Consider the following 25963-nt stretch of genomic DNA (forward strand, 5'->3'; position numbering starts at 1 on the left):
AGTTGGACATATAGTGGAAATGCTCGCCATAATAAAGGCGAGACGGATTTACCACGTCCTGTGATTGAACTGGAGTGTGAGTAGTAATGGGTCAGGAAAAGTTATACATCGAGAAAGAGCTAAGCTGGTTAGCCTTCAATGAGCGCGTGCTTCAGGAAGCAGCGGATAAAAGTAACCCGCTGATTGAGCGCATGCGTTTTCTGGGGATTTACTCCAATAACCTGGATGAGTTCTACAAAGTTCGCTTTGCTGAGCTGAAACGCCGAATCATCATTAGCGAAGAGCAGGGTTTAAATTCCAATTCGCGTCATCTGCTGGGCAAGATCCAGTCCCGGGTTCTGAAAGCCGATCAGGAATTTGACAGTCTGTATAACGAGTTGCTGCTGGAGATGGCACGCAATCAAATCTTCCTGATTAACGAGCGACAGCTCTCGGTCAACCAGCAGAGCTGGCTGCGTCACTATTTCAAACATTATCTGCGCCAGCACATCACCCCCATTCTAATTAACCGCGAAACCGATCTGGTGCAGTTCCTGAAGGATGATTACACCTATCTGGCGGTGGAGATTATTCGCGGCGACAGCATCCGCTATGCGCTGCTGGAGATCCCGTCAGATAAAGTGCCGCGCTTCGTCAATCTGCCGCCGGAAACCCCGCGTCGCCGCAAGCCGATGATCCTGCTGGATAACATCCTGCGCTACTGTCTGGACGATATCTTTAAGGGCTTCTTCGATTACGACGCCCTGAACGCCTATTCGATGAAGATGACCCGTGACGCCGAGTACGATCTGGTGCACGAGATGGAAGCCAGCCTGATGGAGCTGATGTCCTCCAGCCTCAAGCAGCGTCTGACCGCGGAGCCGGTGCGCTTCGTCTATCAGCGCGATATGCCGGACGCGATGGTCGAGATGCTGCGTGAAAAGCTGACCATCTCCCGCTACGACTCCATCGTCCCGGGCGGCCGCTATCACAACTTTAAAGACTTTATTGGCTTCCCGAATGTCGGCAAAGCCAATCTGGTGAACAAGCCGCTGCCGCGCCTGCGCCATATCTGGTTCGATAAGTTCCGCAACGGCTTCGACGCCATTCGCGAGCGCGACGTCCTGCTCTACTATCCGTACCACACCTTTGAGCACGTGCTGGAGCTGATGCGTCAGGCGTCGTTCGATCCCAACGTGCTGGCGATCAAAATCAACATCTACCGCGTGGCGAAAGACTCCCGCATTATCGATGCGATGATCCACGCCGCCCACAACGGCAAGAAAGTGACCGTGGTGGTGGAGCTGCAGGCACGCTTCGATGAAGAGGCCAACATCCACTGGGCCCGCCGCCTGACCGAAGCGGGCGTACACGTCATCTTCTCGGCCCCGGGGCTGAAGATCCACGCCAAGCTGTTCCTCATCTCCCGTAAAGAGGGGGAGGACGTGGTGCGTTATGCCCACATCGGTACCGGCAACTTTAACGAGAAGACCGCACGAATTTATACCGACTACTCGCTGCTCACCGCCGATGCGCGCATCACCAACGAGGTGCGCCGGGTCTTTAACTTCATTGAGAACCCGTATCGCCCGGTCAGCTTCGACTATCTGCTGGTATCGCCGCAGAACTCCCGTCGCCTGCTGTATGACATGATCGACAAAGAGATCGCCAATGCCCAGAATGGCCTGCCGGCTGGCATTACGCTGAAGCTCAACAACCTGGTCGATAAAGGGCTGGTGGATCGCCTGTATGCGGCTTCTGGTTCCGGAGTTCAGGTCAATCTGCTAATCCGCGGCATGTGCTCGCTTATCCCTGAACTTGAGGGGATCAGTGAAAATATTCGCGTTACGAGCATCGTCGACCGCTACCTTGAACACGATCGCATCTATATTTTTGAGAACGGTGGCGATAAACGCGTCTACCTCTCTTCTGCCGACTGGATGACGCGCAACATCGATTACCGCATTGAAGTGGCGGCGCCGCTGCTTGACCCGCGGCTGAAGCAACAAATTCTTGATATCATTGACTTATTGTTAAGCGATACTGTAAAAGCACGTTATATCGATAAAGAACTGAGTAACCGCTATGTGCCGCGCGGCAATCGCCGTAAAGTGCGGGCACAGCTGGCGATTTACGACTATATCAAATCACTCGAGCAATCCGATTAACCTATGCCGATAAACGATAAGACCCCACGACCGCAGGAGTTTGCTGCGGTCGACCTTGGCTCTAACAGCTTCCACATGGTCATTGCCCGTGAAGTCGATGGTGCAATGCAGATCATCGGTCGGCTGAAACAGCGCGTCCACCTGGCTGACGGCCTGGGACCGGACAACATGCTCAGCGAAGAGGCGATGGAGCGCGGGCTGAACTGCCTGTCGCTGTTTGCCGAACGCCTGCAGGGTTTCACCCCATCGAGCGTCTGCATTGTCGGGACCCACACCCTCCGCCAGGCGTCGAACGCCACCGAATTTTTAAAGCGTGCGGAGCAGGTGATCCCCTACCCTATCGAGATCATTTCGGGGAATGAAGAAGCCCGACTGATTTTCATGGGTGTGGAACATACTCAGCCAGAAAAAGGCCGCAAGCTGGTGATCGATATCGGCGGTGGCTCCACCGAGCTGGTGATTGGCGAAAACTTTGAGCCACATCTGGTCGAAAGCCGCCGGATGGGCTGCGTCAGTTTTGCACAACTCTACTTCCCGGGTGGGACCATCAGCCGGGAAAACTTCCAGCGTGCCCGCATGGCCGCGGTGCAGAAGCTGGAGTCGCTCGCCTGGCAGTACCGACTGCAGGGCTGGAACGTGGCGCTCGGCGCCTCGGGTACGATCAAAGCCGCACATGAAGTGCTGGTGGAGATGGGCGAAAAAGACGGTTTTATCACCCCGGAGCGTCTGTCGATGCTGATGGAAGAGGTGATCAAACATAAGAGCTTCGAGGCCCTGAGCCTGCCTGGCCTGTCCGAAGAGCGGAAGGCGGTGTTTGTGCCGGGTCTGGCGATCCTGTGCGGCGTGTTCGATGCGCTGGCCATCCGTGAGCTGCGCCTGTCTGACGGCGCGCTGCGCGAAGGTGTACTTTACGAGATGGAAGGCCGATTCCGTCACCAGGATATTCGCAGCCGTACCGCGCAGAGCCTGGCGAATCAGTACAACATCGATCGTGAGCAGGCGAAGCGGGTCCTGGAAACTACCACCCATATGTATGAGCAGTGGGAAACCCAGAACCCAAAACTGGCGCATCCGCAGCTGGCGGCCCTGCTGAAGTGGGCGGCGATGCTGCACGAAGTCGGATTGAACATCAATCACAGCGGAATGCACCGCCATTCGGCCTACATTCTGCAAAACAGCGACCTGCCTGGCTTCAACCAGGAGCAGCAGACTATGATGGCCTCGCTGGTACGCTATCATCGCAAAGCCGTTAAGCTGGACGAGTTGCCGCGCTTTACGCTGTTCAAGAAAAAACAGTTCCTGCCGCTGATCCAGCTGTTACGTCTGGGCGTGCTGCTCAACAACCAGCGTCAGGCGACCACCACGCCGCCAACCCTGACGCTTACTACGGACGACAACCACTGGACGCTGAGCTTCCCGCACGACTGGTTTAGCCAGAACGCGCTGGTGCTGCTGGATCTGGAAAGAGAGCAGCAGTACTGGAGCGCCGTTACCGGCTGGTGCCTGAAGATTGAAGAAGAGCACTCTCCGAACGTCGCCGCCTGATTGCCCTTCAGGCGCTCGTTGCGAGCGCCTGTTGCGGCAGCAAAGACTCCAGCCTGACGGGTTTACCTATTAAATAACCCTGGAAGTAATCAATTCCCAGCGCCTCCGCGGCGCAACGGATCTCTTCGCTCTCGACATATTCTGCCACCACCAGCATCTTCTTCATCCGCGCCAGATGGCAAATCGAGGCCACAATCTGATAATCCAGGCTGTTGCTGACGATATTGCGAATAAAGCTGCCGTCGATCTTCAGGATATCGGCATCGACATTTTTTAAGCGGGCGTAACTGGCGTAGCCGGTGCCAAAATCATCAATGGCGACCCGGCATCCCATCTGCTGCAACTGGTTCATCGTCTGCATGGCCAGCCCGGCATTGCCAAAACTGCTGCTCTCGGTGATCTCAAAAATGAGCTGCCAGCTCTCAATGCCATAGGTTTCCAGCATGCGGCTCACCTCAAGCGGCAGCTGTGTCCGGCAAACGGATGATGGCGACAGATTGATGGCAAAACGCTGTCCCGGCAGACTCTCCCGGTTATCGGCCATAAACTGCAGCGTCTTCTCCAGCACCAGCAGATCAATCCGCGAAGAGAGGCCAAACTCCTGCGCGACGGGCAGAAACTCATCGGGGGCAATCAGCCCGGCACCATCATTTTGTAGCCGGAGCAGCACCTCATGATAGTCATCGCCGCGGATCCCCTTCACCGGCTGCGCCAGCAGGGTAAACTCATCTTTTTCCAGCGCGCGCTGCAGGCGATTCATCATCGCGACTTTGTCTTTCAGGCCGCGTTGCAGATTGATGGCGCCCCGCTGCTGCAGGTTTTCCGGGTGATTGGTCGCCAGGGAGAGATCCGCTATGGTGCTCAGCTCCCCCAGCAGCAGATAAAGATGCACCACCGGGGAACGCACGTAGCAGTAGCTGACCCCAACCTGCGGCTGGAGCGGCATCCCATCCCAGACGAAGCGAAAACGTTTGATATGTAGATCCAGCTCGTCAATACGGGACTGGTGCAGCTCGGTATTCAGCCGCAACACCAGATCGTGCCCGGACAGCTGATACACGCACTCATCCGGCTGCAGATAGTCATGGATCCACGCAGCCAGTTTCTGCTTGTACTGGATACGCAGCAAAACACCGTAGTTACGCCCCAGCACCTCCAGCTCCGGGATGCGCAGGAAGCAGAGCACCGACCAGGGGTTTTTTCCCAGCGCGCGATTGAGCGCCCGCAGGTTTGGTATGTGCACCACCGGGTCGAGAAATGCCAGCCGTCTGGCGCGGATGTTAATCGTGCGCTGACGCGTCGCCAGCATCGCCATATAAACCACCACGAAGGTAAAGACCAGATAGCTGGAGGTGGTGATGGTGAGCTGAATGTCGTAACCCTGTGCCCGGGGAATGTAGCTGTCAAAAAAGTGAATAGAGATAATCAGCACCGGCGTCCAGATAAGGGACATCAGCTTATAACCGAAGCGCATCGATCCCCATAGCATCACCGGCATCAGCAGCGACAGCGTGTAATTGGTACTGAAAATGGTGCTGTTTTCGTTGATCGGCCACAAAAGCAACGCCAGCAGTGCGCCGGTTGCCGCGGTCCAGATAATCACTTCCGTCACCGTCACTTTACGATCGACCTGGCCCACGATCTGCGACAGCAGGCTTCGCAGATAGCGGGGATGGCGGAGAATGCGGATGATGAGATAGCAGAACGGCACGCCCGTCAGGCACCCGACCAGTAAGCCCTGGTAGTTAATCAGCGAGCGGATCCCCGGGGTGCTGATCCCCGCCAGATCAAACCGGGTTTTGTAGACCCCAAGGAAGACGGCGAACTGAAACAGCAGCAGAAAAATCGTGGCCGGGCAGAGCATCTGCCAGAACATCCGTTGCGCCATCAGCCGGGCGTCACCATAGGAGACATTATTGCGGCGGGGAACAAAAACCCGGTATCCACCCCAGCTGAGGGTTATCGGAATCAAATAATGACCAATCGCTACGGTGGTCTCGTAACCGCCCACCAAAGGGTAATAGTGTACAAAAAGCGCAATCACAATGCCTGGCACCGCCGCCATGCCGTAAAACAGCATCATCGACAATAAAAACGCCAATGGCATGTAATAGAGCACCACGATATTTCCCTGAACCTGGGTGTAGGTCGTGGCAAGTCGTGCAACGGGCAGCAGAACGATCGGTAGGATCAGCGGCAATGCCCACCAGCGGTCTTTGTATTTTTTGTATAACGAAAAGATAGTCATAGATGCCATAGTTAACCCACTCATCCAGGGGCAGTTCAGACAGGCATCCAACCTGACGACGTTGTCGTGCAGACGAAATAACGCAAACACGAAAGGAGGAAAGATTTTAGTAAGCCATGGCGAGCGAGATTTGACTTAAATCAAAAATATTATTGCCGAATAAGAATATTCACGTTTTTTAACGATAATTTTGTGCGAATTATCAATGGTGTAAATAAATTAATAATATACATAACAACAGGTGAATTAATCGTTGACGGAATTTTACAAACCGAATAATTGACCCCTGTGGCTTCCGTATGCCTTAATGGCACATCGCCCTCAGGGTATTTTCAGGAACACGACAGTGAGTCAGGCTACACGTATGCGAAAACGACATCGGTTTAACACTCGGATGACGCGAATCATACTGCTAATCAGTTTATCCTTTTTCCTTGGCCGTTTTATTTATTCCTCTATTGGCGCCTGGCATCATCATCAGGAAAAAAAGCAGGCACAGCAATCCAGCCTCTCAGTCGAAGCGCCTGACCGCTAAGTGTTCCAGTGCATGTTGACGTGAGGAGTGTCCCGCGCATCCTTAGTCCTGGCCGACACCCTAACCAGATGTTAATTTGCCCTCTACAGAATGCTGTTCCCCGGCATCATCCAGGTAACGAAACCGTACTGCCCCCTTATTTGTTAAATTGCTTACGTCCTTAAGCGCATAGTTTTTGGTGCTAAAAGGGGCTGTCATCATGTCTGGCTGCTGCTGAACCGCGTTTTCCGCTGAGCCGTTCAGTAAGGTGATAGAGGTAAATGAGATGTGCAGCGGTGTTGGGTTTACGCATTCGATAAACCACTGCGCGCCGTCATGCTTAAGGTGAAAACTCAACCGGGAAACAGCATCCTTTAACGACAGAGAGATCCCTTTCGGACGGTAAAAGATCTTTTGCTGGGTATTCATCGCCAACGCGAGTTTCCGCTCGTCTTTAACCTTGCCAATCGCAGATGGAATTTCATATAAATTCAACCAGAAAACCGATTCGCGGTCTGTCGGAAGCGGCTCCTGATTATAAAGAATACGCAGCGACTGGATCCCTTTCGGTGCCACGCGCTGTACCGGGGGGAGGATCACAAACGGGGCACGAGCAGAATCTGGATCGCCGGTGCCGTCGTCCACCCAGCTTTGCACAATAACGGGATAATCATTGGTATTAACCAACATCAGCGATTTTTCCCGATCGGTAGCCTGATAAATAACCCGCGTTGAGGACGCCATAACACCTGCCTGGGCAGGTGTTATGAGAAGCCAGGCCAGGAGCGCAGCCATATAACGGATCATTGCATCTTCACCAGTACATAGGCAGTGGCATGAACTTTACCCGGCGTGACCGTCTGTCCATTTAACTTTTTCAATGTGGCAATAAAATCGTAAGTGTACCAGGAGTACCCTGCCATAGAACTACCGTCTTTGGTTGCACCTTGCAGGACGGGATACCAGCCTGCGGCGTTGCCACCCGGTGTTAGCGTCGCGATGCCGGGTTGCCCTACAAACGTCAGCGCCTTTGCAGGTTCTTTGCTGTTTGCCACGGTTATACCCACGCCCTTGGCCATGCTGCTATCAAAATAGTTATCCGAAACCAGCGCGCTGACCCCGCCGCTGCCGTTGACAAGCCCCAGCGTTGAGGCTGCACTGTAGGCACCATCCGAGACCTGTAAGCCCAGCGCGGTCTGGGTATCATTAATCCCCGACGTCACTGCGTCACTGCACTCCACCCGGACAGAGAAATTCCCGGTTACCTCCTGCCCTTCTTCCAGTGCATTGGCCGTAATCGTTGGAAACAGGACAAACGGCGTCACGTTACGTGCCACACAAGTGGGGTTGGAATAGAGTTTATTGGCGGTACGCATACCATAGCCAAAGCCATTATCGGATCCCCAAAAGGCATATTTCGTTGCACAGTCATCGCCGGGTTTGTCATGGCCAAAACTGAAAGAGACGTTGTCATCGCCTGACAGCTGAATGTAGGCGTTAGGCTCGGTACAGGTATACATTTTTCCTGCTGAGCTGGCATAGGTGATCCCCGCACAAAAAGAGGCGACCCCGGCAGGGGGAAGCGTACTCACCCGGTACAGCTCTGCCTGCAACGGGGGAATATCCTGCAAGCGAATTTGGATCTTTCCGCCCTCGGTACCGTACGTGGTAATAGGCACTTTTTTCCAGTAGCGAGAGACCACGACACCAGACATGGTCTGGCGTAAGCCCACATAGGCAAACCAGGTTGCATAGACACCATCAAGACCGTCTTGCGCGCCGATATCGACATTGCCGCCAACCCGATCGTCACCGTTGGTGGCGATGAGATAATAAATGTTCGGTAGATCGGCCTGGTCACATTCCCAAAAGACGGTACTCCCTGTCGCGCCAAGGGTTGTATAGTTTGTCGAGGGTACAACGGTGCTCGCAAGCAGGCTTCCTACCGGAACAAAATAGGGGTCCGGCAGATTGATTTTTCCAAAGGGGATAATCGCGCTGTACCCGCTATCTGCCTGCAAGGAAGTACTCTTTTTATTACATGTCGCCCATGATGGCAGTGCCACCCCGAGCAGTAACAGTGCTGCACATAACTTCACCAGCAGCGTATTCCTTTTGTTCATTTGTCCTCCATGCAATCAATTGACACATACAGCGTCGAGCTTAAGTAAGGCATTTCCCTGTTTAGCCGCAGGAAATTTATAGGGCATACGACACTTATCTTCAGCGTCATCACCCCAGCGAACCACTAACTCGCCCTCGGTCTTTTCAGCCCGCACATAGATTTGTCCGCCCTGACCCGCCATACCGACGATATCGCCCTTTTCGTCCAGCACATCCGCCCCCAACGGCACCGGTTGACCATCCTTAAAACGGGTACGGATCAGCAGCGCGGTACCGGTACGGGTACGGAACACCACTTTGACGCCAGCACCTGCCACCGGGGCGATCTGCTTCTCACTGTCCACCAGCTCCGCATCGCCTTCCATCCCCTGAGGATCCAGGGAAATTCGGTTGTAGCGATAAGGCGTCACTGCCGGAACCAACGCATACCCATTGCTGTCGATCACCACCTGCTGCGAGCTATAGATTTTTGCCCCTGTGGCGCCCTTCGCCTCGACCAGCGCAAAGGTATCGCCCAGATACGGCCCCATCGTCAGGCCGCCGGAATGGGCAACAAATGCCCCCTGCGCATTACCCGATGCCTGCCAGTACCCTTGCCCCTGCGAGGCATTCACGCCCAGCGTGGCAAACGTCGTTCGTTTCTGCAGGTTGCCACCGACGGTGGTCTGTTTGTTTTCCTGATCGCGGGTCACGTTCAGGTTGTAGTTTGTGGTCATGGCTTCATCCACCATCCCCGAAACAGCGGTCTGATACTGATCGCCGCCGTCAGAAGAGTGGGTCCAGGAGTTTGTCAGGTCTGCCGCACGCGGACCTGAACCAAACGGAATCGAAAACGATAAGGACGTCATGGTCTGCATACTTCCTTCATCATCGTTATAACTTCCCGTCCGCTGCCGACCCACGGACAGGTTCATGGCGATGCCATACGCGAAAGTATTGCTGTAGCCAAACTGCAGCTGCATATCCTTATTCCGGTCGCCGCGGTAGCTTTGCGCCGAACCGGTCAGGAAAATATTGCCGTAGCTCTGCAGACTCTGACTGACTGACACATCAAAGCGCGCAAGCTGACGATAGGTGCTGGACTGCCAGTCATCCGCCTCGCCGCGCTTCCATGCCTCACGTAAGCCGAGTACATCGCTGAAATCACGATAGCCATCAGTGGAATAGCGATAACCTGCAAGGGAAACCGTCGTGCTTGTTGGCTGGAACGTTTTGCTCCATGCAAGGTGTGCCATCCAGCCCTCGGTGTAGCCCTCGTCGGGTAAATCAGCCCGGGAGTAGGTGGCATCCACGCCAAACGACCCCAGATAACTGCCGTACACCCCACCTATTAACGCTGACTGATAGCCATCGGAAATACGCAGCCCCATGTTCGACGTGATGCTATTGGTTATCCCGCGCTGCCAAATCAGATCGCTGAACGGTGCCTCTTCCCCGCTATCCCGCGTCTTACCTATTTCAACGCTGTAGCGCGAGATGCCTGGACGCATGGATTCAGGGACAGCCGAAAACGGTACGCTAAAATGGCTGACAGAACCGTCGGCTTCGGTAATGGTCACGATAAGATCCCCGCTATAGCTGGTGGGATACAGATCGTTAATTTCAAAGGCACCGGGAACGACGGTGGTCTGATAAATTTCCGTACCGTTTTGCGTCACGGAAACTTTCGCATTCGACGTCGCCACGCCGCGGATCGTCGGGGCATAACCCCGCATTGAATCCGGGAGCATCCTTTCATCGCTCGACAGGCTCACGCCGTTATAATCCAGGCCGGAAAAAAAGCGCCCGTTGGTGATCAATTCTCCCATCATCAGCTGGCTCTGGATAAGGGGTAAGGGCCGCTGCACATAGCTGCGGATATTATTCCATTTACTCCCGCCCTCTTTATCCCAGTTGATGTTGGATAATTGACGATACTGCCAGCTTCCGAGATTAAGCCCACCGTTCAGCGATGCCCACACGGAATCTCTGTCCCTCATTTCATTATCTGAATAGGAGACGTGATAATAGTTAGCAATATAGTTGGCAAACCCCAGCGAACTGCCGGTATCCAGTTCCCGCGGATTGACATAGCCACGCGGCACTTTATTCAACAGCATCTGAGGGATAGTAAAATCCAGCCGAAAACGGGAAGCATCAACATAGGTGCTGCTCCCTTTGGCAACCTGCTCGATCAGTTTGCAGGTACCCTCGGCATTCTCCACATTCTTCAGGCCTATTGCTGTTAGCATCTCAGGCGTTAGGCAGGGTTTCACTGAACCATCGGGTTGCTCAATAAAATCGATATTATATTGCTCAGAAAACTGGCTATTAATATAAATATCCATTTTATACTGGCCAGCCAGGATACTGTTCGGCCTGGTTAAACGCCCTAATAATTCCTCGCTAAATCGCCCCCCGCGGAATAAATCCTTATCAAACACGTAATCGTTGTCCGATGTCGAATTATTTGTACTTACGTGCTCGTTTTCAGAGGCAGCTTGCGCGGCAGAAACCGATGCCAATATCAAGCATAGCATTGCAGGATATTTCATTGATTTGGTATCCATCCCAAATGATTTAACATACAGCAAAGAATTGAATAAAATTCTCTTTAGAGGTTAATGGTATTCACGTTATCAACGCCGTAATCATTGACGACCACTAAACGTAACTGGCTTCCTGCCAGGCGGGATACGGACGCAGAAGGCGTCCATTCGGTCTCTTTTTTCGGTGCTACCAGGGTCGAATCGGCCAGGGTAATTTCTCTACCATTAACCAGTAAACTCGCTTTTCTGACAACGACATGATACCCCGTTGGATTACTTACCTTAATACGCTTGCCATCCAGGCTAAAGCGTAAAGCCTTCACAGCATCGGCAGGAGCACCAGCAATACCTTCAGGACGATAGAAAATTTTCACTCGTGAGGTCACAGCAAGAACCAGTTGATTCGCGGCCTGTTCGTTTTTTTTCAGTAAAGGCAGCTGGCTAAAGCTGAAATAAAAAATAGTTTCGCGGTCCTGTGGTAAGTTATCGCCAATATACTTTATTCTAATTGATTGCCCCGAATTGGGCTCCATACGAAATATTTGTGGCGTAACTATAAACGATGATGAGCTGTCAGCTTTTTCTTTAATTTCCTCATGATCGTCAATCTGCATCTGAAGAAGATAAGCTTTGTTATCAGGATTTCTTAATTGAACTGTTTTTTCTTTTGCTTGCTCAGGGAAAATGACGCGAGTCCCTGTCATTACGACACTGGCAGACGCGGTGTTTATGCCTGATACAATAAAAATAATCAGAAAAATGAAAAACTTGTACATCCCTCGAACTCCACGCCTTTTACAGCTGAATATACATTCTGGCCCGGCGATCTCCGCCAGGCCAGAATGTACCTAATTACAGGTAGCTTACTGTGTATTCCGCAACAGCGCTGATTTTACCTGGAGCAGCAGTAGCCGCATCAACAACATAGTATTGAGCACCAAACTCGTAGCTTGCTGTGGTGGCATTAGCCGCCAGCACCAGACCTGGTACGCTGGTTACACCAGACAGTTGTACTGCGGTGCCGCCTGTACCGGAAGTGGTCAACTGAATACCATAGCCTGTAGCCGCATCCGTAGTGGCGCGGTTACCCAGCGTTCCGGTGGTGCTATCAACATCGTAACCGAGGAATTTGGTGGTGATATTGGTGCTTGAGGTCGAAGACTTACAGCCACTCAGGGAGATGGTAAATGGCGTCAGGCCTGCAGTTTGACCGTTAGCCAGAGTAGTACCAAACTCCGTTGCAGCTACTGTTGGCAGCATGACCACAGAACTGGTTTGTCCGTTAATATTAACGGAACAGGTTTGATCGGTTACTTCACCTTCAAATGTCACCGTCGGCGCAGCCAGTGCAGAATATGGAAGAGCAACTACGGTAAATGCTAAGGCAATTTTTTTTAAACCAGTCATAATATATCCTTATTTAATTAAGCAAACACATCTTCATTCCAATGGAGATGTAATTATTCAGAAAGCAATTTTAAATAAATCTAACGCCATCTTTTCCACCATCATTACCACTAACTATATGCACACGTAGTGAAAGCAATACGAATGCAGATGCAGTGTTATTAGCTGCTGGAGTAATAAGCTTAATAAATTCCAAAATTTAAAACAACCCACTTAATCCGTTCAAAAAACAATCACGAACATATAATACGTTCCATTTCATCAAGTTAAAAAACACAACGTTAAAAATATCGCCAGAATAATAAAAGTCATTTTAGTCGTTGCTTATTAAAGCCAAAGCATAAGCCCTACAAAACCATCTGGCGGACAGGATAAACAACCAATCTACTTACACCCATCAGTTATTTAAACTATTTATAAAGAAAAAAACCATCAATGGATAATAGATATATAAATGATTGGCTTATTCACAAATTAAATAATTTAAAATCAAAAACCCACATAATGATATTAAATTAAAGCGTTTTTTAGAGTAATTAAGTTCTCTTTATTTATTTACTTCATAATATTTTTGCCATTAACAGAACGCATTGTGCATAAAATGTTCACAAAAAATAAAAAAAGCCCTCTGTATTAGAGGGCTTTTATGCGTTCTTCAGGTTATAAACAACCCGGTACGATTAGCAGATTATTCCCATTCAATCGTCGCAGGTGGCTTCCCGCTGATGTCATACACTACCCGCGAAATGCCGTTTACTTCGTTGATGATGCGGTTAGAGACGCGGCCTAAGAAGTCATACGGCAGGTGCGCCCAGTGGGCAGTCATAAAGTCGATGGTCTCAACCGCACGCAGGGAGACAACCCAGTCGTACTTGCGGCCATCGCCCATTACACCCACAGAACGAACCGGCAGGAACACGGTGAACGCCTGGCTGACTTTGTTGTACAGGTCAGCTTTGTGCAGCTCTTCAATGAAGATCGCGTCCGCACGACGCAGCAGGTCGCAGTACTCTTTCTTCACTTCGCCCAGCACGCGTACGCCCAGGCCCGGCCCCGGGAACGGGTGACGGTAGAGCATGTCGTACGGCAGACCCAGCTCCAGGCCGATCTTACGCACTTCGTCTTTGAACAGCTCACGCAGCGGTTCAACCAGACCCATCTTCATCTCTTTCGGCAGGCCGCCCACGTTGTGGTGAGATTTGATGACGTGTGCTTTACCGGTTGCGGATGCCGCAGATTCGATCACGTCAGGGTAGATGGTGCCCTGGGCCAGCCACTTCACGTCTTCCAGACGCAGCGCCTGTTCGTCGAACACTTCCACGAACACGCGACCGATGATTTTACGTTTCGCTTCCGGATCGTTTTCACCCGCCAGCGCGGTCAGGAAACGCTCTTCGCCTTCAACGTGAACGATGTTCAGGCCAAAGTGGTCGCCAAACATGTCCATCACCTGCTGGGCTTCGTTCAGGCGCAGCAGACCGTTGTCCACGAACACGCAGGTCAGGTTTTTACCGATGGCGCGGTGCAGCAGCATCGCGGTTACGGAAGAGTCAACGCCGCCGGAGAGGCCGAGGATCACTTTGTCGTCACCGACCTGCTGGCGAATACGCTCAACCGCATCGTCGATGATTTTTGCTGGCGTCCACAGGGCTTCACACTGGCAAATGTCGATGACAAAACGCTCCAGCATGCGCAGACCCTGACGGGTGTGAGTCACTTCCGGGTGGAACTGCACGCCGTAGAAGCGTTTCTCTTCGTTAGCCATGATGGCGAACGGGCAGCTTTCGGTGCTGGCGACGGTCACGAAGTCAGACGGGATGGCGGTGACTTTGTCGCCGTGGCTCATCCACACGTCCAGCAGCGCTTTGCCGTCGGCGGTCAGGGAGTCTTCGATACCGCGGATCAGGGCGCTCTCAGTCTGAACTTCAACCTGCGCGTAGCCGAACTCACGTTCGTTAGACCCTTCAACGTGGCCACCCAACTGCATCGCCATAGTCTGCATGCCGTAGCAGACGCCGAACACCGGCACGCCGGCTTCGAATACATACTGCGGCGCGCGCGGGCTGTTGTCTTCGGTGGTGCTTTCCGGGCCGCCGGAGAGGATGATACCGCTTGGATTGAATTCGCGAATCTGTGCTTCCGTGACATCCCACGCCCACAGCTCACAGTAAACGCCCAGCTCACGGACGCGACGAGCGACCAGCTGAGTGTATTGCGAACCGAAATCCAGAATGAGAATGCGATGTTTATGAATATTTTCCGTCATTGACGCTAATTCCGAGGCAAGTGAAACAAAATCGCCCGGCATATAGCCGGGCGTGAAAACTTATCAGGAGCCCATACGGTAGTTCGGGGACTCTTTGGTGATGGTCACGTCGTGAACGTGACTTTCCTGAATACCCGCGCCGCTGATACGCACGAATTCCGCTTTAGTCCGCAGCAGGTCGATGGTACCACAGCCGGTCAGACCCATACAGGAGCGCAGGCCGCCCATCTGCTGGTGAATGATCTCTTTCAGGTAGCCTTTATAAGCCACGCGGCCTTCGATACCTTCCGGCACCAGTTTGTCGGCGGCGTTGTCGGTCTGGAAGTAACGGTCAGAAGAGCCTTTGGACATCGCGCCCAGAGAACCCATCCCACGGTACGACTTATAAGAACGGCCCTGGAACAGTTCGATCTCGCCCGGGGACTCTTCGGTACCGGCCAGCATGGAACCCACCATTACCGCTGCGGCACCGGCCGCGATGGCTTTGGCGATGTCGCCAGAGAAACGGATCCCGCCGTCAGCGATAACCGGAATACCGGTGCCTTCCAGCGCTTCTACCGCATCGGATACCGCAGTGATCTGCGGAACGCCCACGCCGGTCACGATACGGGTGGTACAGATGGAGCCTGGACCGATACCCACTTTCACCGCGCTGCAACCCGCTTCAGCCAGGGCGCGAGCGCCTGCGCCGGTCGCAACGTTACCGCCGATGATCTGCAGATCAGGGTATTTTGCACGGGTCTCACGAATACGCTGCAGCACGCCTTCGGAGTGGCCGTGAGAGGAGTCAATCAGCAGGACGTCAACGCCCGCAGCAACCAGCGCATCAACGCGCTCTTCGTTGCCTGCGCCAGCGCCAACCGCAGCGCCCACGCGCAGACGGCCATGCTCGTCTTTACAGGCGTTCGGTTTACGTTCTGCTTTCTGGAAGTCTTTAACGGTGATCATGCCGCGCAGGTGGAAGCTGTCATCCACAACCAGCGCTTTCTCAACGCGTTTTTCGTGCATTTTTGCCAGCACCACGTCGCGGGATTCGCCTTCACGCACGGTGACCAGACGCTCTTTCGGGGTCATGTAGACGCTGACCGGCTGGTTCAGGTCGGTGACGAAACGCACGTCACGGCCAGTGATAATGCCCACCAGCTCGTTATCAGCAGTCACAATCGGATAGCCTGCAAAGCCGTTACGCTCGGTCAGGGCTTTCACTTCGTGCAGAGTAGTGGTTGGCAGAACGGTCTGTGGGTCGGTAACGATGCCAGATTCATGTTTCTTCACGCGGCGAACTTCTTCTGCCTGGCGCTCGATAGACATGTTTTTATGAATAAAGCCAATGCCGCCTTCCTGAGCCAGGGCAATAGCCAGGCGCGCTTCAGTCACGGTGTCCATTGCCGCGGAGAGCATAGGAATGTTCAGGCGAATGGTTTTAGTCAACTGCGTGCTGAGGTCGGCAGTATTCGGCAGAACGGTGGAGTGAGCGGGAACGAGGAGGACGTCGTCAAACGTCAGTGCTTCTTTAGCAATACGTAGCATGGGCAATATCTCTGACCTGGGTGGTTAAATATTGCCGTGGCATTATACAGAGCGTAACCGATTGCATCTACACTTTTTTATAAAAAATGCTTGCGATTGCCTCTTATCAGGTTACTATCGACTGAATAACTTGCTGATTTAGAATTTGATCCCGCTCACATGTTATCCTCTCAATCCCCCTCAATTTATACCGTCAGCCGCCTTAACCAGACGGTCCGTTTGCTGCTTGAGCAGGAAATCGGCCAGGTGTGGATCAGCGGAGAAATTTCTAATTTCACCCAGCCGGCATCCGGTCACTGGTACTTCACCCTGAAAGACAACACCGCTCAGGTGCGCTGCGCGATGTTCCGCAACAGCAACCGTCGGGTGACGTTCAGGCCGCAGCACGGGCAACAGGTTCTGGTTCGCGCCAGTATCACCCTGTACGAACCGCGCGGTGATTATCAGATTATCGTTGAGAGCATGCAGCCAGCGGGTGAAGGTCTTCTGCAGCAAAAATATGAGCAGCTGAAAGCCGCCCTGTCGGCAGAAGGGCTGTTCGATCAGCAGTACAAAAAGCCGCTCCCCTCCCCTGCCCACTGCGTAGGGGTGATCACCTCGAAAACCGGTGCCGCGCTGCATGATATTCTGCACGTCCTGAAACGCCGCGACCCTTCCCTGCCGGTGATCATCTACCCGACCGCCGTACAGGGTGACGATGCGCCCGGACAGATTGTCCGCGCCATTCAGCTTGCCAACGCCCGTCAGGAGTGTGATGTGCTGATCGTCGGGCGCGGGGGTGGCTCGCTGGAAGATCTCTGGAGCTTTAACGACGAGCGCGTGGCCCGGGCGATTTTTGCCAGCCAGATCCCGGTGGTCAGCGCCGTCGGGCATGAAACCGACGTCACTATTGCCGATTTTGTTGCCGACCTGCGGGCACCCACGCCCTCTGCCGCGGCTGAAATGGTGAGCCGTAATCAGCTCGAACTGCTGCGCCAGATGCAGAACGGCCAGCAGCGGCTGGAGATGGCGATGGACTATTTCCTCGCCAACCGCACCCGTCGCTTTACTCAGCTTCATCACCGCCTGCAGCAGCAGCATCCGCAGCTGCGTCTGGCGCGTCAGCAAACCGTGCTGGAACGTCTGCGCCAGCGGATGAACCTCGCGGTGGATAATCAGCTTAAACGGGCGGTCCAGCGCCAGCAGCGCACCACTCAACGCCTGAATCAGCACAACCCGCAGCCGCGCATTTATCGCGCGCAAACGCGTATTCAACAGCTGGAGTACCGCCTCGCAGATAACCTGCGCGCGCGCCTGAGCAGCACCCGCGAGCGTTTTGGTAACGCGGTCACCCATCTGGAAGCCGTCAGCCCGCTCTCAACGCTGGCGCGCGGTTACAGCGTGACGACCGTGACCGACGGCAACGTGCTGAAGCAAACCAAACAGGTCAAAGCCGGGGATCTGCTCACCACACGGCTGTCAGACGGCTGGGTGGAAAGTGAAGTGAAAGGCGTGACGCCGGTGAAGAAAACCCGCGCGCGCAAAAAGGCCTGACACGCGTCAGGTCGTTAAAACTTACATCCTGCGCACTTTCATCCCGCGATTTATCCGACTTGCCTGCCGTTTCGCCACTATGGCATACACTTAAGCTGTTGCTTTTTTCGGCATTGCCATAACAGGAGAGACCGCATGACACGAACTTTTAGCGTGATCCCGCCCTATATCCTTCGCCGTATTATTGAGAGTGGCTCTGAGCCGCAGCAGCGCTGCGCCCGCCAGACCCTGACCCATGTCCAGACGTTGATGGCCCACATGCCGGGAAAACCCGCTGCGCCGCACGTTAATAAGGCCGGACAGCGGGAGCGGGACATTTACAACGCCAGGCAGACCCAGGAGCTGCCGGGCACCCAGGTACGCTATGAAGGGCAGCGCTCTAACGGCGACGTGGCGGTGGACGAAGCCTACGATTATCTGGGCATCACCCATGATTTTTTCTGGAAAAACTATCAGCGCGACTCCCTCGATAATAAAGGGCTGATCCTCACCGGGACCGTGCATTATGGCCGGGAGTACCAGAACGCCTTCTGGAACGGGCAGCAGATGGTATTTGGCGACGGGGACGGCGAGATTTTTAACCGCTTTACCATCGCCATAGACATAGTCGCCCACGAGCTAAGCCACGGCGTTACAGAGACGGAAGCCGGGCTTATCTACTTTGAACAATCTGGTGCGCTGAACGAGTCGTTATCAGACGTGTTCGGCGCGCTGGTAAAGCAGTATCACCTTAAGCAAACCGCCAATGAGGCAGACTGGCTGATTGGCGAAGGCCTGCTGGCTGAGGGAATTAATGGCAAAGGGCTGCGATCGATGTCAGAACCTGGAACCGCCTATGACGACCCTCTGCTCGGCAAAGATCCGCAGCCCGCGCATATGAAAGACTTTATCAAAACGCGCGAAGATAACGGCGGCGTGCATCTTAATTCGGGTATTCCTAATCGCGCGTTTTATCTTGCCGCGACGGCCATTGGCGGCCATGCCTGGGAGAAAGCCGGTTATGCCTGGTATGACACAGTTTGCGATCGACAGCTGGCGCAAGATGCAGATTTTGACGCCTTTGCGAAACTGACGGTAGCACACGGTGAAAAGCGATCGGGTGGTGACGTCGCCGCAGCCATTGAGCAAGCCTGGAAACAGGTGGGAGTGTTGTAAATGCAGGTTCCGGAACTGACGGATGACGCGGTGGTCGAGCTGGCGCGTGAAGGTGGTGTGGCCTATATTCCCCATCTCAGCGGGTTGCGGCGGATCGCGCTCTCGACGCTTAACAGCGCGCAGCGCCAGCGCGTGGTAAACATACTGGAGCAGGCTATTCCACGGGGAGAGCCGCCTGGCCAGCGGTCGTCACCCGGCGGCGGCGACCAGCGCTATTTTCGCATTCAGATCATCTGGACCCGGCACAATCAGGCGCAATACACCGACATCATTGTGCTGGTTCCCGAGCAGGAAGCGCCAGAGTCGCTGGTCGAACTCTGGCAGAAAGGCGAAGGCTGCGTCTGCGATTAAGCGTCAGCCCTGACGAACTCCACGCGCTTTTTCGAGATCAGACCGTGGCCGTTCTGGCAGAAATAATCCACCGCACCACAGGCTTTTAATACCTGGAGTGGCTGATGGCACTCCGGGCAGCGCGCTTCCAGGGCGATATCTTTGTTGCAACGCTCGCAGTGCGCCACGCCGTTTTGCGGCTCCAGCTCTGCATGACAATCCGGGCAGGTAATCGACATGATGACTCCTTTGAAGGACATTCAGTTCTGCACTGATGTTAACACGATGCGTTCACTGAGGGCCACGCAGCTGCTGCTGTAATGTCAGCAGCAGCTCCACCTCTTCCAGTCTGCGCTGCGTCGTGCGGCTTACTTCGGCCGGGGCGCGTGCAAACAGACTGTGCTCCCCCAGAATATGCTCCGCCAGACAGCGCTCATAGATCGTGCCACCAAAACGCCAGGACTGAACCTTGTCGCCCTCGATCAGCTCAAGCACATCTTCTGCCCCGCGCCGGTCGTGGCTCATCACGCGTCCATCCCGCAGATGCAGCCGCAGCCCTTTTTGTCCTCCGGACGGCCCGGCATATTTATTGAGCCAGATCTCCACCGGCACGCCGCTGACCTGCCCCTGAAGATGCGCCTCGCCTTCCGCGGTGGTCAGATCGCCTCTGGCGATATCGCATCCCAGACGATCTCTGGCGGTGACAACCTGCAGGGCAATATCGCCGTCGCCGCCCAGGTAACGCACCGTCTCCCGCATCATCGCCAGCACGTGCGTACCAATATCCAGAATCACCCCGTCAGGATGGCGCAGCGTGCGGGTGTCCGGTTCCCCGGTGGCAAAGTTGAGCGCGATGGGTTCCCCCGCCGCGTTAAACCCGCTCGGCTCCTGTAAAAAACCGTCGATCTTGGCGATGTCCGACAAGTCCCTGACCAATCCCAGCTGCACCAGGTTAATGCGCGCCATCCAGTGATCGAGGGCCAGCACCCTGGAGGCCGCTTCCGGTCTCGCCAACAGCGTTTTCACTCTGTCGATTTGAGCAAGGGTGGCGACAATCGGCTTTTCGACCACAATGCGCGGGATGGAGGACGCCAGGGCCTGCTCGAGCACCTCAAGGTGCTGCAGCGATGCGGTGGTGATAAACAGCGTATCGAGGGGCCGGGCAAGCAGGTCGGCGAGCGTTGGACAGCGGGTGACGCCATCAAGGGTTCTGGCGGGCTGGATATCAAACCCCAGACAGCGCAGGGACGCGCCAAAGGTGTTTTGTAGTGCGGGTAAGTAGGCGGTTTCAACCACCGCGCCAAGTCCAACAAACCCTATCTGCATGTATCACCTCTGTTTTGGCAAGGCCGGAGCGTAACGCACGCCCCGGCCAGGTCGGGCAGATATCAGGCGTTAGTTACGGGTTTCGGCTCGTTTTTTGTCTGCGTATTTTCCAGCATACGACGCACCGGAACAATGAGCACCATCAGGACAGCGGCACAAATCAGCAGTGCGATGGAGCAGCGCGCGAAGAGATCCGGCAGCATATCCAGCTGATCGGCCTTCACATGACCGCCAATCAGGCCCGCCGCCAGGTTACCCAGGGCACTGGCACAGAACCACAGGCCCATCATCTGGCCGCGCATTCTCTCCGGGGCCAGCAGGGTCATGGTCGCCAGACCAATCGGGCTCAGGCACAGTTCACCGAGGGTCAGCATCAGGATACTGCCCACCAGCCAGAACGGCGATACGCCCGCCCCACCATTACTGAGAACGTTCTGCGCCGCCAGCATCATCAGGCCAAAGCCCCCTGCCGCACACAGAATGCCGATCACAAATTTGGTGATGCTGCTCGGGCGAATGTTGTTGCTCGCCAGCTTCGGCCAGGCCCAGCTAAAGACTGGCGCCAGCAGGATAATAAACAGGGCATTAATCGACTGGAACCACACCGCGGGAATTTCAAAATCACCGATCATGCGGTTGGTGTAGTCGTTGGCGAAAAGGTTAAACGAGGTCGGCTTTTGTTCAAACGCAGACCAGAAGAAGGCCGCCGACACCAGCAGGATAAAGCAGACCAGCAGCCTGGCGCGCTCTTTACGGTTCAGACCGGCAAACATGAACAGCCAGATAAAGTAGAGCGCCACCGAGGCGGCAATGACGTACACCAGCACGCTGGCCACGGCAACCGGGTTAATGACAATCACACCCTGGGCAATCAGGGTCACGATAAACGCAATACCCGCCGCCAGGGCCAGTAACCAGCCGCCAACGCCTTTTTTCTTCGCCACCGGGCTGTTCCAGGTAGAATCCAGCCCTACTTCGCTGTCGTAGCGCTTCATCGACGGCACGGCAAACAGGCGGAAGATAACCAGCGCCACCAGCATCCCGATGCCACCGATACCAAAGCCCCAGTGCCAGCCGTGGGATTTAATCAGCCAGCCGGAGATCAGCGGCGCGATAAATGACCCCATGTTGATGCCCATGTAGAACAGTGAGAAGCCGCCGTCACGACGCGCATCGCCTTTCTTATACAGCGTGCCCACCATCACCGAGATACAGGTTTTGAACAGGCCCGAGCCGAGAACGATAAACATCAGGCCGATAAAGAACAGGTTGTTTCCCATCACCGCAGAGAGCGCAATCGACAGGTGGCCGAGGGCAATCAGAATTGAGCCGTACCAGACCGCTTTCTGCTGGCCGAGCCAGTTATCCGCCAGCCAGCCGCCCGGCAGCGCGGCCAGATACATGGTCCCGGCGAAGATGCCGACAATAGCAGAGGCATTTTCACGCGCCAGCCCCATGCCGCCATCATAGACGGTTGCCGCCATAAACAGGATCAGTAGCGGACGAATACCGTAAAACGAGAAGCGCTCCCACATCTCCGTGAAGAACAGCGCGCCGAGCGGATAAGGATGGCCGAAGAAAGTTCGGCTTTCGTTTTTATTAACAGAGGATTGCATAATTCTCCTGAGACGATGTGTCGTGTTGCTTGTTAACACCGGAAGCCAGCCACCCGGTTAGCGATTAGGTAGCTTTTTTACATCCGGCGAAATGTTATTTAACCATTTGATAACCTAAGGCAACTTTTGTCCAGCCCCCGGAGCACCCTAAAAAGACGAAAGTTCGACAATCGTCTTATTTCTTAGATTTTATGTTGGATAAACATGAATAGTGATTGACATCACATCAATAATTATTCATTCCTTTCAGGCATAAAAAAACCCGCGACGGGCGCGGGTTTTTCAGCAGAACAGCAACGATTATTTGCTTTTCTTAATGTGTTTAATCAAACGCTTACGCTTACGCATCTGGTTCGGCGTCAGGGTGTTACGTTTGTTAGCAAACGGGTTATCCCCTTCTTTGAACTGAATACGGATCGGTGTACCCATCACTTCCAGCGATTTACGGAAGTAGTTCATCAGATAGCGTTTGTAAGAATCTGGCAGATCCTTCACCTGGTTACCGTGGATCACCACGATAGGCGGGTTATAACCGCCGGCGTGGGCATATTTCAGCTTCACGCGACGACCGCGCACCAGCGGTGGCTGATGGTCTTCTGCCGCCATGGTCATGATACGGGTCAGCATCGCGGTACCGACACGACGCGTTGAACAGTCGTAGGCTTCGCGTACGGACTCAAACAGGTTACCCACGCCGCTGCCGTGCAGGGCTGAGATGAAGTGAACGCGGGCAAAGTCGATAAAGCCCAGACGGAAGTCCAGCATCTCTTTGACCTGCTCACGCACTTCGTTGCTCAGGCCATCCCACTTGTTGACGACGATAACCAGTGAGCGCCCACTATTGAGGATAAAGCCGAGCAGGGAGAGATCCTGATCGGAGATGCCTTCACGGGCATCGATAACCAGCATCACCACGTTGGCGTCTTCAATCGCCTGCAGGGTTTTGATTACCGAGAATTTCTCAACCACATCGGTAATTTTACCGCGCTTACGCACGCCCGCGGTGTCGATCAGTACGTATTCACGCTCGTCACGCTGCATCGGGATGTAGATGCTGTCGCGGGTGGTGCCCGGCATGTCGTATACCACCACGCGGTCTTCACCGAGAATACGGTTAGTAAGCGTTGACTTACCGACGTTTGGACGACCGACGATGGCCAGCTTGATCGGCAGATCCTGCGGGTTGAAATCGTCTTCCGGCTCCTCTTCACCCTCTTCGCCTTCTTCGAACTGCGCCCAGTATTCGGCGTCTTCGTCGACCTCTTCCGGCGGGTTGATCTCGTCAACGTACGGCAGCAGCGCGGTTTCCAGCAGGCTGGTAACGCCACGACCGTGAGAGGCGGCGATTGGGTAGATATCGCCCAGGCCTAACGACCAGAAATCGGCCATCGCCTGATCGGGATCGATACCGTCCGTTTTGTTTGCCACCAGGAAGGTGGACTTTTCACGTGAGCGCAGGTGCTTGGCGATGGCAACGTCGGCAGGCATCAGGCCCGCGCGCGCATCTACCATAAACAGCACGATATCCGCTTCTTCGATCGCCAGCAGGGATTGTTCCGCCATGCGGGTTTCAACGCCGTCTTCTGTCCCGTCGATACCGCCGGTATCGATACAGATAAACTCACGACCTTCCACTTCTGCACGACCGTACTTACGGTCACGCGTGAGCCCCGGGAAATCCGCAACCAGCGCATCACGGGTGCGTGTTAAACGGTTAAAAAGAGTGGATTTTCCAACGTTCGGGCGCCCGACAAGCGCGACCACAGGTACCATGTTTAAAGCCTCATAAAATTCGATATCACGTCGCGTTTGCGGCGTTTTTTAAAAAATCAAAACGGCCCCTGAAGCAACAGGAGCCGTTGAGTATACTACAACCGCGGTGATTAACGCGTGATCGCGTACAGCGTACCGTCTTTTGCCTGGATCAGCAGTTTGCCGTCAGCCACTACCGGCTCGGTCAGGAAACCGGAACCGTCGACTTTCTCCTGAGCGACAAAACGACCGTTGCTCGGGTCAATCCAGTGCATGTAACCTTCGCTATCACCTACCACCAGGCTGCCGTTATACAGCGCCGGTGCGGTAAGCAGACGGTGCAACAGATCGCTTTGCGTCCACAGCGTCACGCCGCCATCGGTGCTCAGCGCCAGCAGGCGATCGTTCTGATCCACCAGATAGATGCGGTTGCCGTCCACCACAAAATCGTTCACCGAGCCCAGCTCGCGTTTCCACATCACCTGGCCGCTACGCAGATCCATCGCGGTCAGATTGCCGTTATAGGCCAGCGCGTAGACAACGCCATTGACGATAACCGGGGTGGTATCCACATCGCTCAGACGGTCGATTTCGGTCGGACCGGTTGCCTGAGAGATACGCTGCTGCCAGATCAGCTGACCCTGCTGCATCAATACGGCGTTAACGCGACCGTTATCGCCGCCAACAATGGCTGCACCAAAGGCAGTGGCTGGAGCAGATTCACCGCGCAAGGAGAGCGCAGGCATATCCAGGTTAACGGTCCACTTCACCGCACCGTCAGTTTCATTCAGCGCCTGCAGCTGACCGTTAGCGGTATGCACCAGCACCATGCCATCGCTGACGACCGGACGGGAGAGTGCTTCGCCGGCAACGCGGGTTTGCCAGGCAATGGAACCGTCGCTGGCGTTAAGGGCATAGACCTGTGCCTTCTCGCTGCCGATATAGACATGGCCACCAGCTACCGTTACCCCACCTGAAAGCAGAGCCGGGGTGCGTGACAGCCAGCCGCTTTTTTCAGCCAGATTAATCGACCACACCTCTTTGCCGTCATCCGCGTTTACGGCTTTTACCGTGCCTTTGCGGTCAGCCGCATAGACCACGCCGTCCGCAGAAGCCGGATGCAGGTTGGAGTAGAAATCGCCAATGCCGTCACCAACGGAGGTGCTCCAGGCAGTAGACGGTGCAAACTGGTTTTCAACCGTCGGCAGTGGAGACATGGTGACAACATCTTCTTCGCCGCTGAACAGTGAACAGCCGCTCAATAACGTAACGGAAAGCAGTCCTGGCAGAAGTAATTTACGCAATTGCATCGGGTCCCTCTCAGACGGACAAATTATTTATTTTCATCTGCATCATTTCGCTCAGCGCGGGTGAGGCGTTGCTTTTAACACCCGCTTCCCATGCGCTGCGCGCGCCTTGTTTGTCACCCTTGCTCAGCAGTGCTTCGCCACGCAGGTCGGCAACGATTGAGGCAAAGCCTTCACCTTTGACAGAGTCCAGGGTTTTCAACGCTTCGTCTGGTTTCTTCTGCTGCACCTGAATACGGGCAAGACGCAGATTGATGAGCGCTTTCAGGTTGTCGTTGCCTGCGGCTGCCAGACCCTGCTGCAGCTGGGCTGCCGCTTTATCCAGCTCGCCTTTATCAACGAACTGCTGAGCCACTTCCAGCGATGTCAGGGCACCATAGGTGTTTTTGTTGTCTGCGGCAAATTTCTCTGCCGCCGCCAGGGTTTGGGGCTGATCGGCCTTAATGGCGCTCACGGTATTTTCATACTGTAAGGAGGAGCCACGCGCGGAATCGACCTGATGACTGTTCCAGTAACGCCAGCCCACCAGGGCGCCAACACCTAAAATGACCCCAACAGCCAGTGCTTTGCCGTTTTCAGCAAAGAAGCGTTTAATCGCATCAACCTGGTCGTTTTCGTTCTCGTACATTTCCACG

Annotated in this window: 20 protein-coding genes; 6 read left to right on the plus strand and 14 right to left on the minus strand. The window is 54.4% G+C overall.

Annotated elements, in window-relative coordinates; genetic code table 11:
- Positions 1–86: 86 nt before the first annotated feature.
- Together ppk1 and ppx are read left to right on the plus strand one after the other, a co-directional pair.
- Positions 87–2147 carry a polyphosphate kinase 1 gene (gene ppk1, locus SOM40_RS16945; RefSeq protein WP_261645233.1) on the plus strand — a complete coding sequence of 687 codons (2061 nt, stop codon included), beginning with the start codon at positions 87–89 and terminating at the stop codon, positions 2145–2147.
- A gap of 3 nt (positions 2148–2150) precedes the next feature.
- On the plus strand, positions 2151–3692 hold the full coding sequence (gene ppx, locus SOM40_RS16950; protein WP_106994626.1) for an exopolyphosphatase: 1542 nt from the start codon (positions 2151–2153) through the stop codon (positions 3690–3692).
- Between the two features lie 7 nt (positions 3693–3699).
- Here the strand turns inward: ppx and SOM40_RS16955 are convergent, their stop codons facing one another.
- The gene (locus tag SOM40_RS16955) at positions 3700–5940 is read right to left on the minus strand and encodes an EAL domain-containing protein (protein WP_320530420.1); all 2241 of its coding nucleotides are present in this window, start codon (positions 5938–5940) and stop codon (positions 3700–3702) included.
- A 346-nt stretch (positions 5941–6286) separates the two neighbouring features.
- Here SOM40_RS16955 and SOM40_RS16960 point away from each other — a divergent pair, with 346 nt between their 5' ends.
- Positions 6287–6475 carry a YfgG family protein gene (locus SOM40_RS16960; RefSeq protein WP_106994624.1) on the plus strand — a complete coding sequence of 63 codons (189 nt, stop codon included), beginning with the start codon at positions 6287–6289 and terminating at the stop codon, positions 6473–6475.
- Positions 6476–6535: 60 nt separating this feature from the next.
- On the opposite strand, the gene SOM40_RS16965 is transcribed toward SOM40_RS16960, so the two are convergent.
- The 7 genes from SOM40_RS16965 to guaB form a co-directional block, all read right to left on the minus strand.
- Positions 6536–7261 carry a fimbrial biogenesis chaperone gene (locus SOM40_RS16965; RefSeq protein ID WP_475421998.1) on the minus strand — a complete coding sequence of 242 codons (726 nt, stop codon included), beginning with the start codon at positions 7259–7261 and terminating at the stop codon, positions 6536–6538.
- On the minus strand, positions 7258–8577 hold the full coding sequence (locus SOM40_RS16970) for a fimbrial protein (protein WP_225758297.1): 1320 nt from the start codon (positions 8575–8577) through the stop codon (positions 7258–7260). The genes SOM40_RS16965 and SOM40_RS16970 overlap by 4 nt, the downstream gene beginning before the upstream one ends.
- A 15-nt stretch (positions 8578–8592) precedes the next feature.
- A complete protein-coding gene (locus SOM40_RS16975) occupies positions 8593–11112 on the minus strand; it encodes a fimbria/pilus outer membrane usher protein (RefSeq protein WP_320530392.1) in 2520 nt (839 codons plus the stop codon).
- Positions 11113–11171: 59 nt separating this feature from the next.
- On the minus strand, positions 11172–11882 hold the full coding sequence (locus SOM40_RS16980) for a fimbrial biogenesis chaperone (RefSeq protein WP_320530393.1): 711 nt from the start codon (positions 11880–11882) through the stop codon (positions 11172–11174).
- A 76-nt stretch (positions 11883–11958) separates the two neighbouring features.
- A complete protein-coding gene (locus SOM40_RS16985; RefSeq protein WP_313824568.1) occupies positions 11959–12513 on the minus strand; it encodes a fimbrial protein in 555 nt (184 codons plus the stop codon).
- A 688-nt stretch (positions 12514–13201) separates the two neighbouring features.
- Positions 13202–14779 (minus strand): glutamine-hydrolyzing GMP synthase, encoded by a 1578-nt coding sequence (guaA, locus tag SOM40_RS16990; RefSeq protein ID WP_106994618.1) that lies wholly within the window; start codon positions 14777–14779, stop codon positions 13202–13204.
- Between the two features lie 63 nt (positions 14780–14842).
- A complete protein-coding gene (gene guaB / locus SOM40_RS16995; RefSeq protein WP_106994617.1) occupies positions 14843–16309 on the minus strand; it encodes an IMP dehydrogenase in 1467 nt (488 codons plus the stop codon).
- A gap of 159 nt (positions 16310–16468) precedes the next feature.
- On the opposite strand from guaB, the gene xseA reads away from it, so the two are divergent.
- The 3 genes from xseA (at position 16469) to SOM40_RS17010 (ending at position 19348) form a co-directional block, all read left to right on the plus strand.
- Complete coding sequence (gene xseA / locus SOM40_RS17000; RefSeq protein WP_320530394.1) at positions 16469–17842, plus strand: exodeoxyribonuclease VII large subunit; 1374 nt, start codon at positions 16469–16471, stop codon at positions 17840–17842.
- 135 nt (positions 17843–17977) lie between these two features.
- Positions 17978–18997 carry a M4 family metallopeptidase gene (locus SOM40_RS17005; RefSeq protein WP_320530395.1) on the plus strand — a complete coding sequence of 340 codons (1020 nt, stop codon included), beginning with the start codon at positions 17978–17980 and terminating at the stop codon, positions 18995–18997.
- Positions 18998–19348: a protealysin inhibitor emfourin gene (locus SOM40_RS17010; protein ID WP_142486688.1), complete on the plus strand. Its 351-nt coding sequence runs from the start codon at positions 18998–19000 to the stop codon at positions 19346–19348.
- On the opposite strand, the gene SOM40_RS17015 is transcribed toward SOM40_RS17010, so the two are convergent.
- The 6 genes from SOM40_RS17015 to SOM40_RS17040 form a co-directional block, all read right to left on the minus strand.
- Positions 19345–19566: a zinc ribbon domain-containing protein gene (locus SOM40_RS17015; RefSeq protein ID WP_106994614.1), complete on the minus strand. Its 222-nt coding sequence runs from the start codon at positions 19564–19566 to the stop codon at positions 19345–19347. The genes SOM40_RS17010 and SOM40_RS17015 overlap by 4 nt on opposite strands.
- Positions 19567–19618: 52 nt before the next feature.
- Positions 19619–20653 (minus strand): Gfo/Idh/MocA family oxidoreductase, encoded by a 1035-nt coding sequence (locus SOM40_RS17020; RefSeq protein ID WP_320530396.1) that lies wholly within the window; start codon positions 20651–20653, stop codon positions 19619–19621.
- A 62-nt stretch (positions 20654–20715) separates the two neighbouring features.
- Positions 20716–22269, minus strand: coding sequence for a peptide MFS transporter (locus SOM40_RS17025; protein WP_106994612.1), 1554 nt, complete (start codon positions 22267–22269; stop codon positions 20716–20718).
- 300 nt (positions 22270–22569) lie between these two features.
- Complete coding sequence (gene der / locus SOM40_RS17030; protein WP_166183342.1) at positions 22570–24042, minus strand: ribosome biogenesis GTPase Der; 1473 nt, start codon at positions 24040–24042, stop codon at positions 22570–22572.
- Between the two features lie 110 nt (positions 24043–24152).
- Positions 24153–25331 carry an outer membrane protein assembly factor BamB gene (gene bamB / locus SOM40_RS17035; RefSeq protein ID WP_106994610.1) on the minus strand — a complete coding sequence of 393 codons (1179 nt, stop codon included), beginning with the start codon at positions 25329–25331 and terminating at the stop codon, positions 24153–24155.
- A 10-nt stretch (positions 25332–25341) separates the two neighbouring features.
- Positions 25342–25962, minus strand: coding sequence for a YfgM family protein (locus SOM40_RS17040; RefSeq protein WP_225758293.1), 621 nt, complete (start codon positions 25960–25962; stop codon positions 25342–25344).
- Between the last annotated feature and the right edge of the window lies 1 nt (position 25963).

This window comes from Leclercia sp. CFBP8987, from assembly GCF_034044995.2.
Classification (GTDB): Bacteria; Pseudomonadota; Gammaproteobacteria; order Enterobacterales; family Enterobacteriaceae; genus Enterobacter; species Enterobacter tamurae.

Excerpts from the sequence above, each read along its gene's own strand:
- SOM40_RS17020 (WP_320530396.1), bottom strand. The coding sequence starts at position 20,653 with ATGCAGATAGGGTTTGTTGGACTTGGCGCGGTGGTTGAAACCGCCTAC.
- SOM40_RS16980 (WP_320530393.1), bottom strand. The coding sequence starts at position 11,882 with ATGTACAAGTTTTTCATTTTTCTGATTATTTTTATTGTATCAGGCATA.
- der (WP_166183342.1), bottom strand. The coding sequence starts at position 24,042 with ATGGTACCTGTGGTCGCGCTTGTCGGGCGCCCGAACGTTGGAAAATCC.
- ppx (WP_106994626.1), top strand. The coding sequence starts at position 2,151 with ATGCCGATAAACGATAAGACCCCACGACCGCAGGAGTTTGCTGCGGTC.
- bamB (WP_106994610.1), bottom strand. The coding sequence starts at position 25,331 with ATGCAATTGCGTAAATTACTTCTGCCAGGACTGCTTTCCGTTACGTTA.
- SOM40_RS16970 (WP_225758297.1), bottom strand. The coding sequence starts at position 8,577 with ATGAACAAAAGGAATACGCTGCTGGTGAAGTTATGTGCAGCACTGTTA.
- SOM40_RS16985 (WP_313824568.1), bottom strand. The coding sequence starts at position 12,513 with ATGACTGGTTTAAAAAAAATTGCCTTAGCATTTACCGTAGTTGCTCTT.
- SOM40_RS17015 (WP_106994614.1), bottom strand. The coding sequence starts at position 19,566 with ATGTCGATTACCTGCCCGGATTGTCATGCAGAGCTGGAGCCGCAAAAC.
- guaA (WP_106994618.1), bottom strand. The coding sequence starts at position 14,779 with ATGACGGAAAATATTCATAAACATCGCATTCTCATTCTGGATTTCGGT.
- SOM40_RS17005 (WP_320530395.1), top strand. The coding sequence starts at position 17,978 with ATGACACGAACTTTTAGCGTGATCCCGCCCTATATCCTTCGCCGTATT.
- xseA (WP_320530394.1), top strand. The coding sequence starts at position 16,469 with ATGTTATCCTCTCAATCCCCCTCAATTTATACCGTCAGCCGCCTTAAC.
- ppk1 (WP_261645233.1), top strand. The coding sequence starts at position 87 with ATGGGTCAGGAAAAGTTATACATCGAGAAAGAGCTAAGCTGGTTAGCC.
- guaB (WP_106994617.1), bottom strand. The coding sequence starts at position 16,309 with ATGCTACGTATTGCTAAAGAAGCACTGACGTTTGACGACGTCCTCCTC.
- SOM40_RS16975 (WP_320530392.1), bottom strand. The coding sequence starts at position 11,112 with ATGAAATATCCTGCAATGCTATGCTTGATATTGGCATCGGTTTCTGCC.
- SOM40_RS17010 (WP_142486688.1), top strand. The coding sequence starts at position 18,998 with ATGCAGGTTCCGGAACTGACGGATGACGCGGTGGTCGAGCTGGCGCGT.
- SOM40_RS16965 (WP_475421998.1), bottom strand. The coding sequence starts at position 7,261 with ATGATCCGTTATATGGCTGCGCTCCTGGCCTGGCTTCTCATAACACCT.
- SOM40_RS16955 (WP_320530420.1), bottom strand. The coding sequence starts at position 5,940 with ATGACTATCTTTTCGTTATACAAAAAATACAAAGACCGCTGGTGGGCA.
- SOM40_RS17025 (WP_106994612.1), bottom strand. The coding sequence starts at position 22,269 with ATGCAATCCTCTGTTAATAAAAACGAAAGCCGAACTTTCTTCGGCCAT.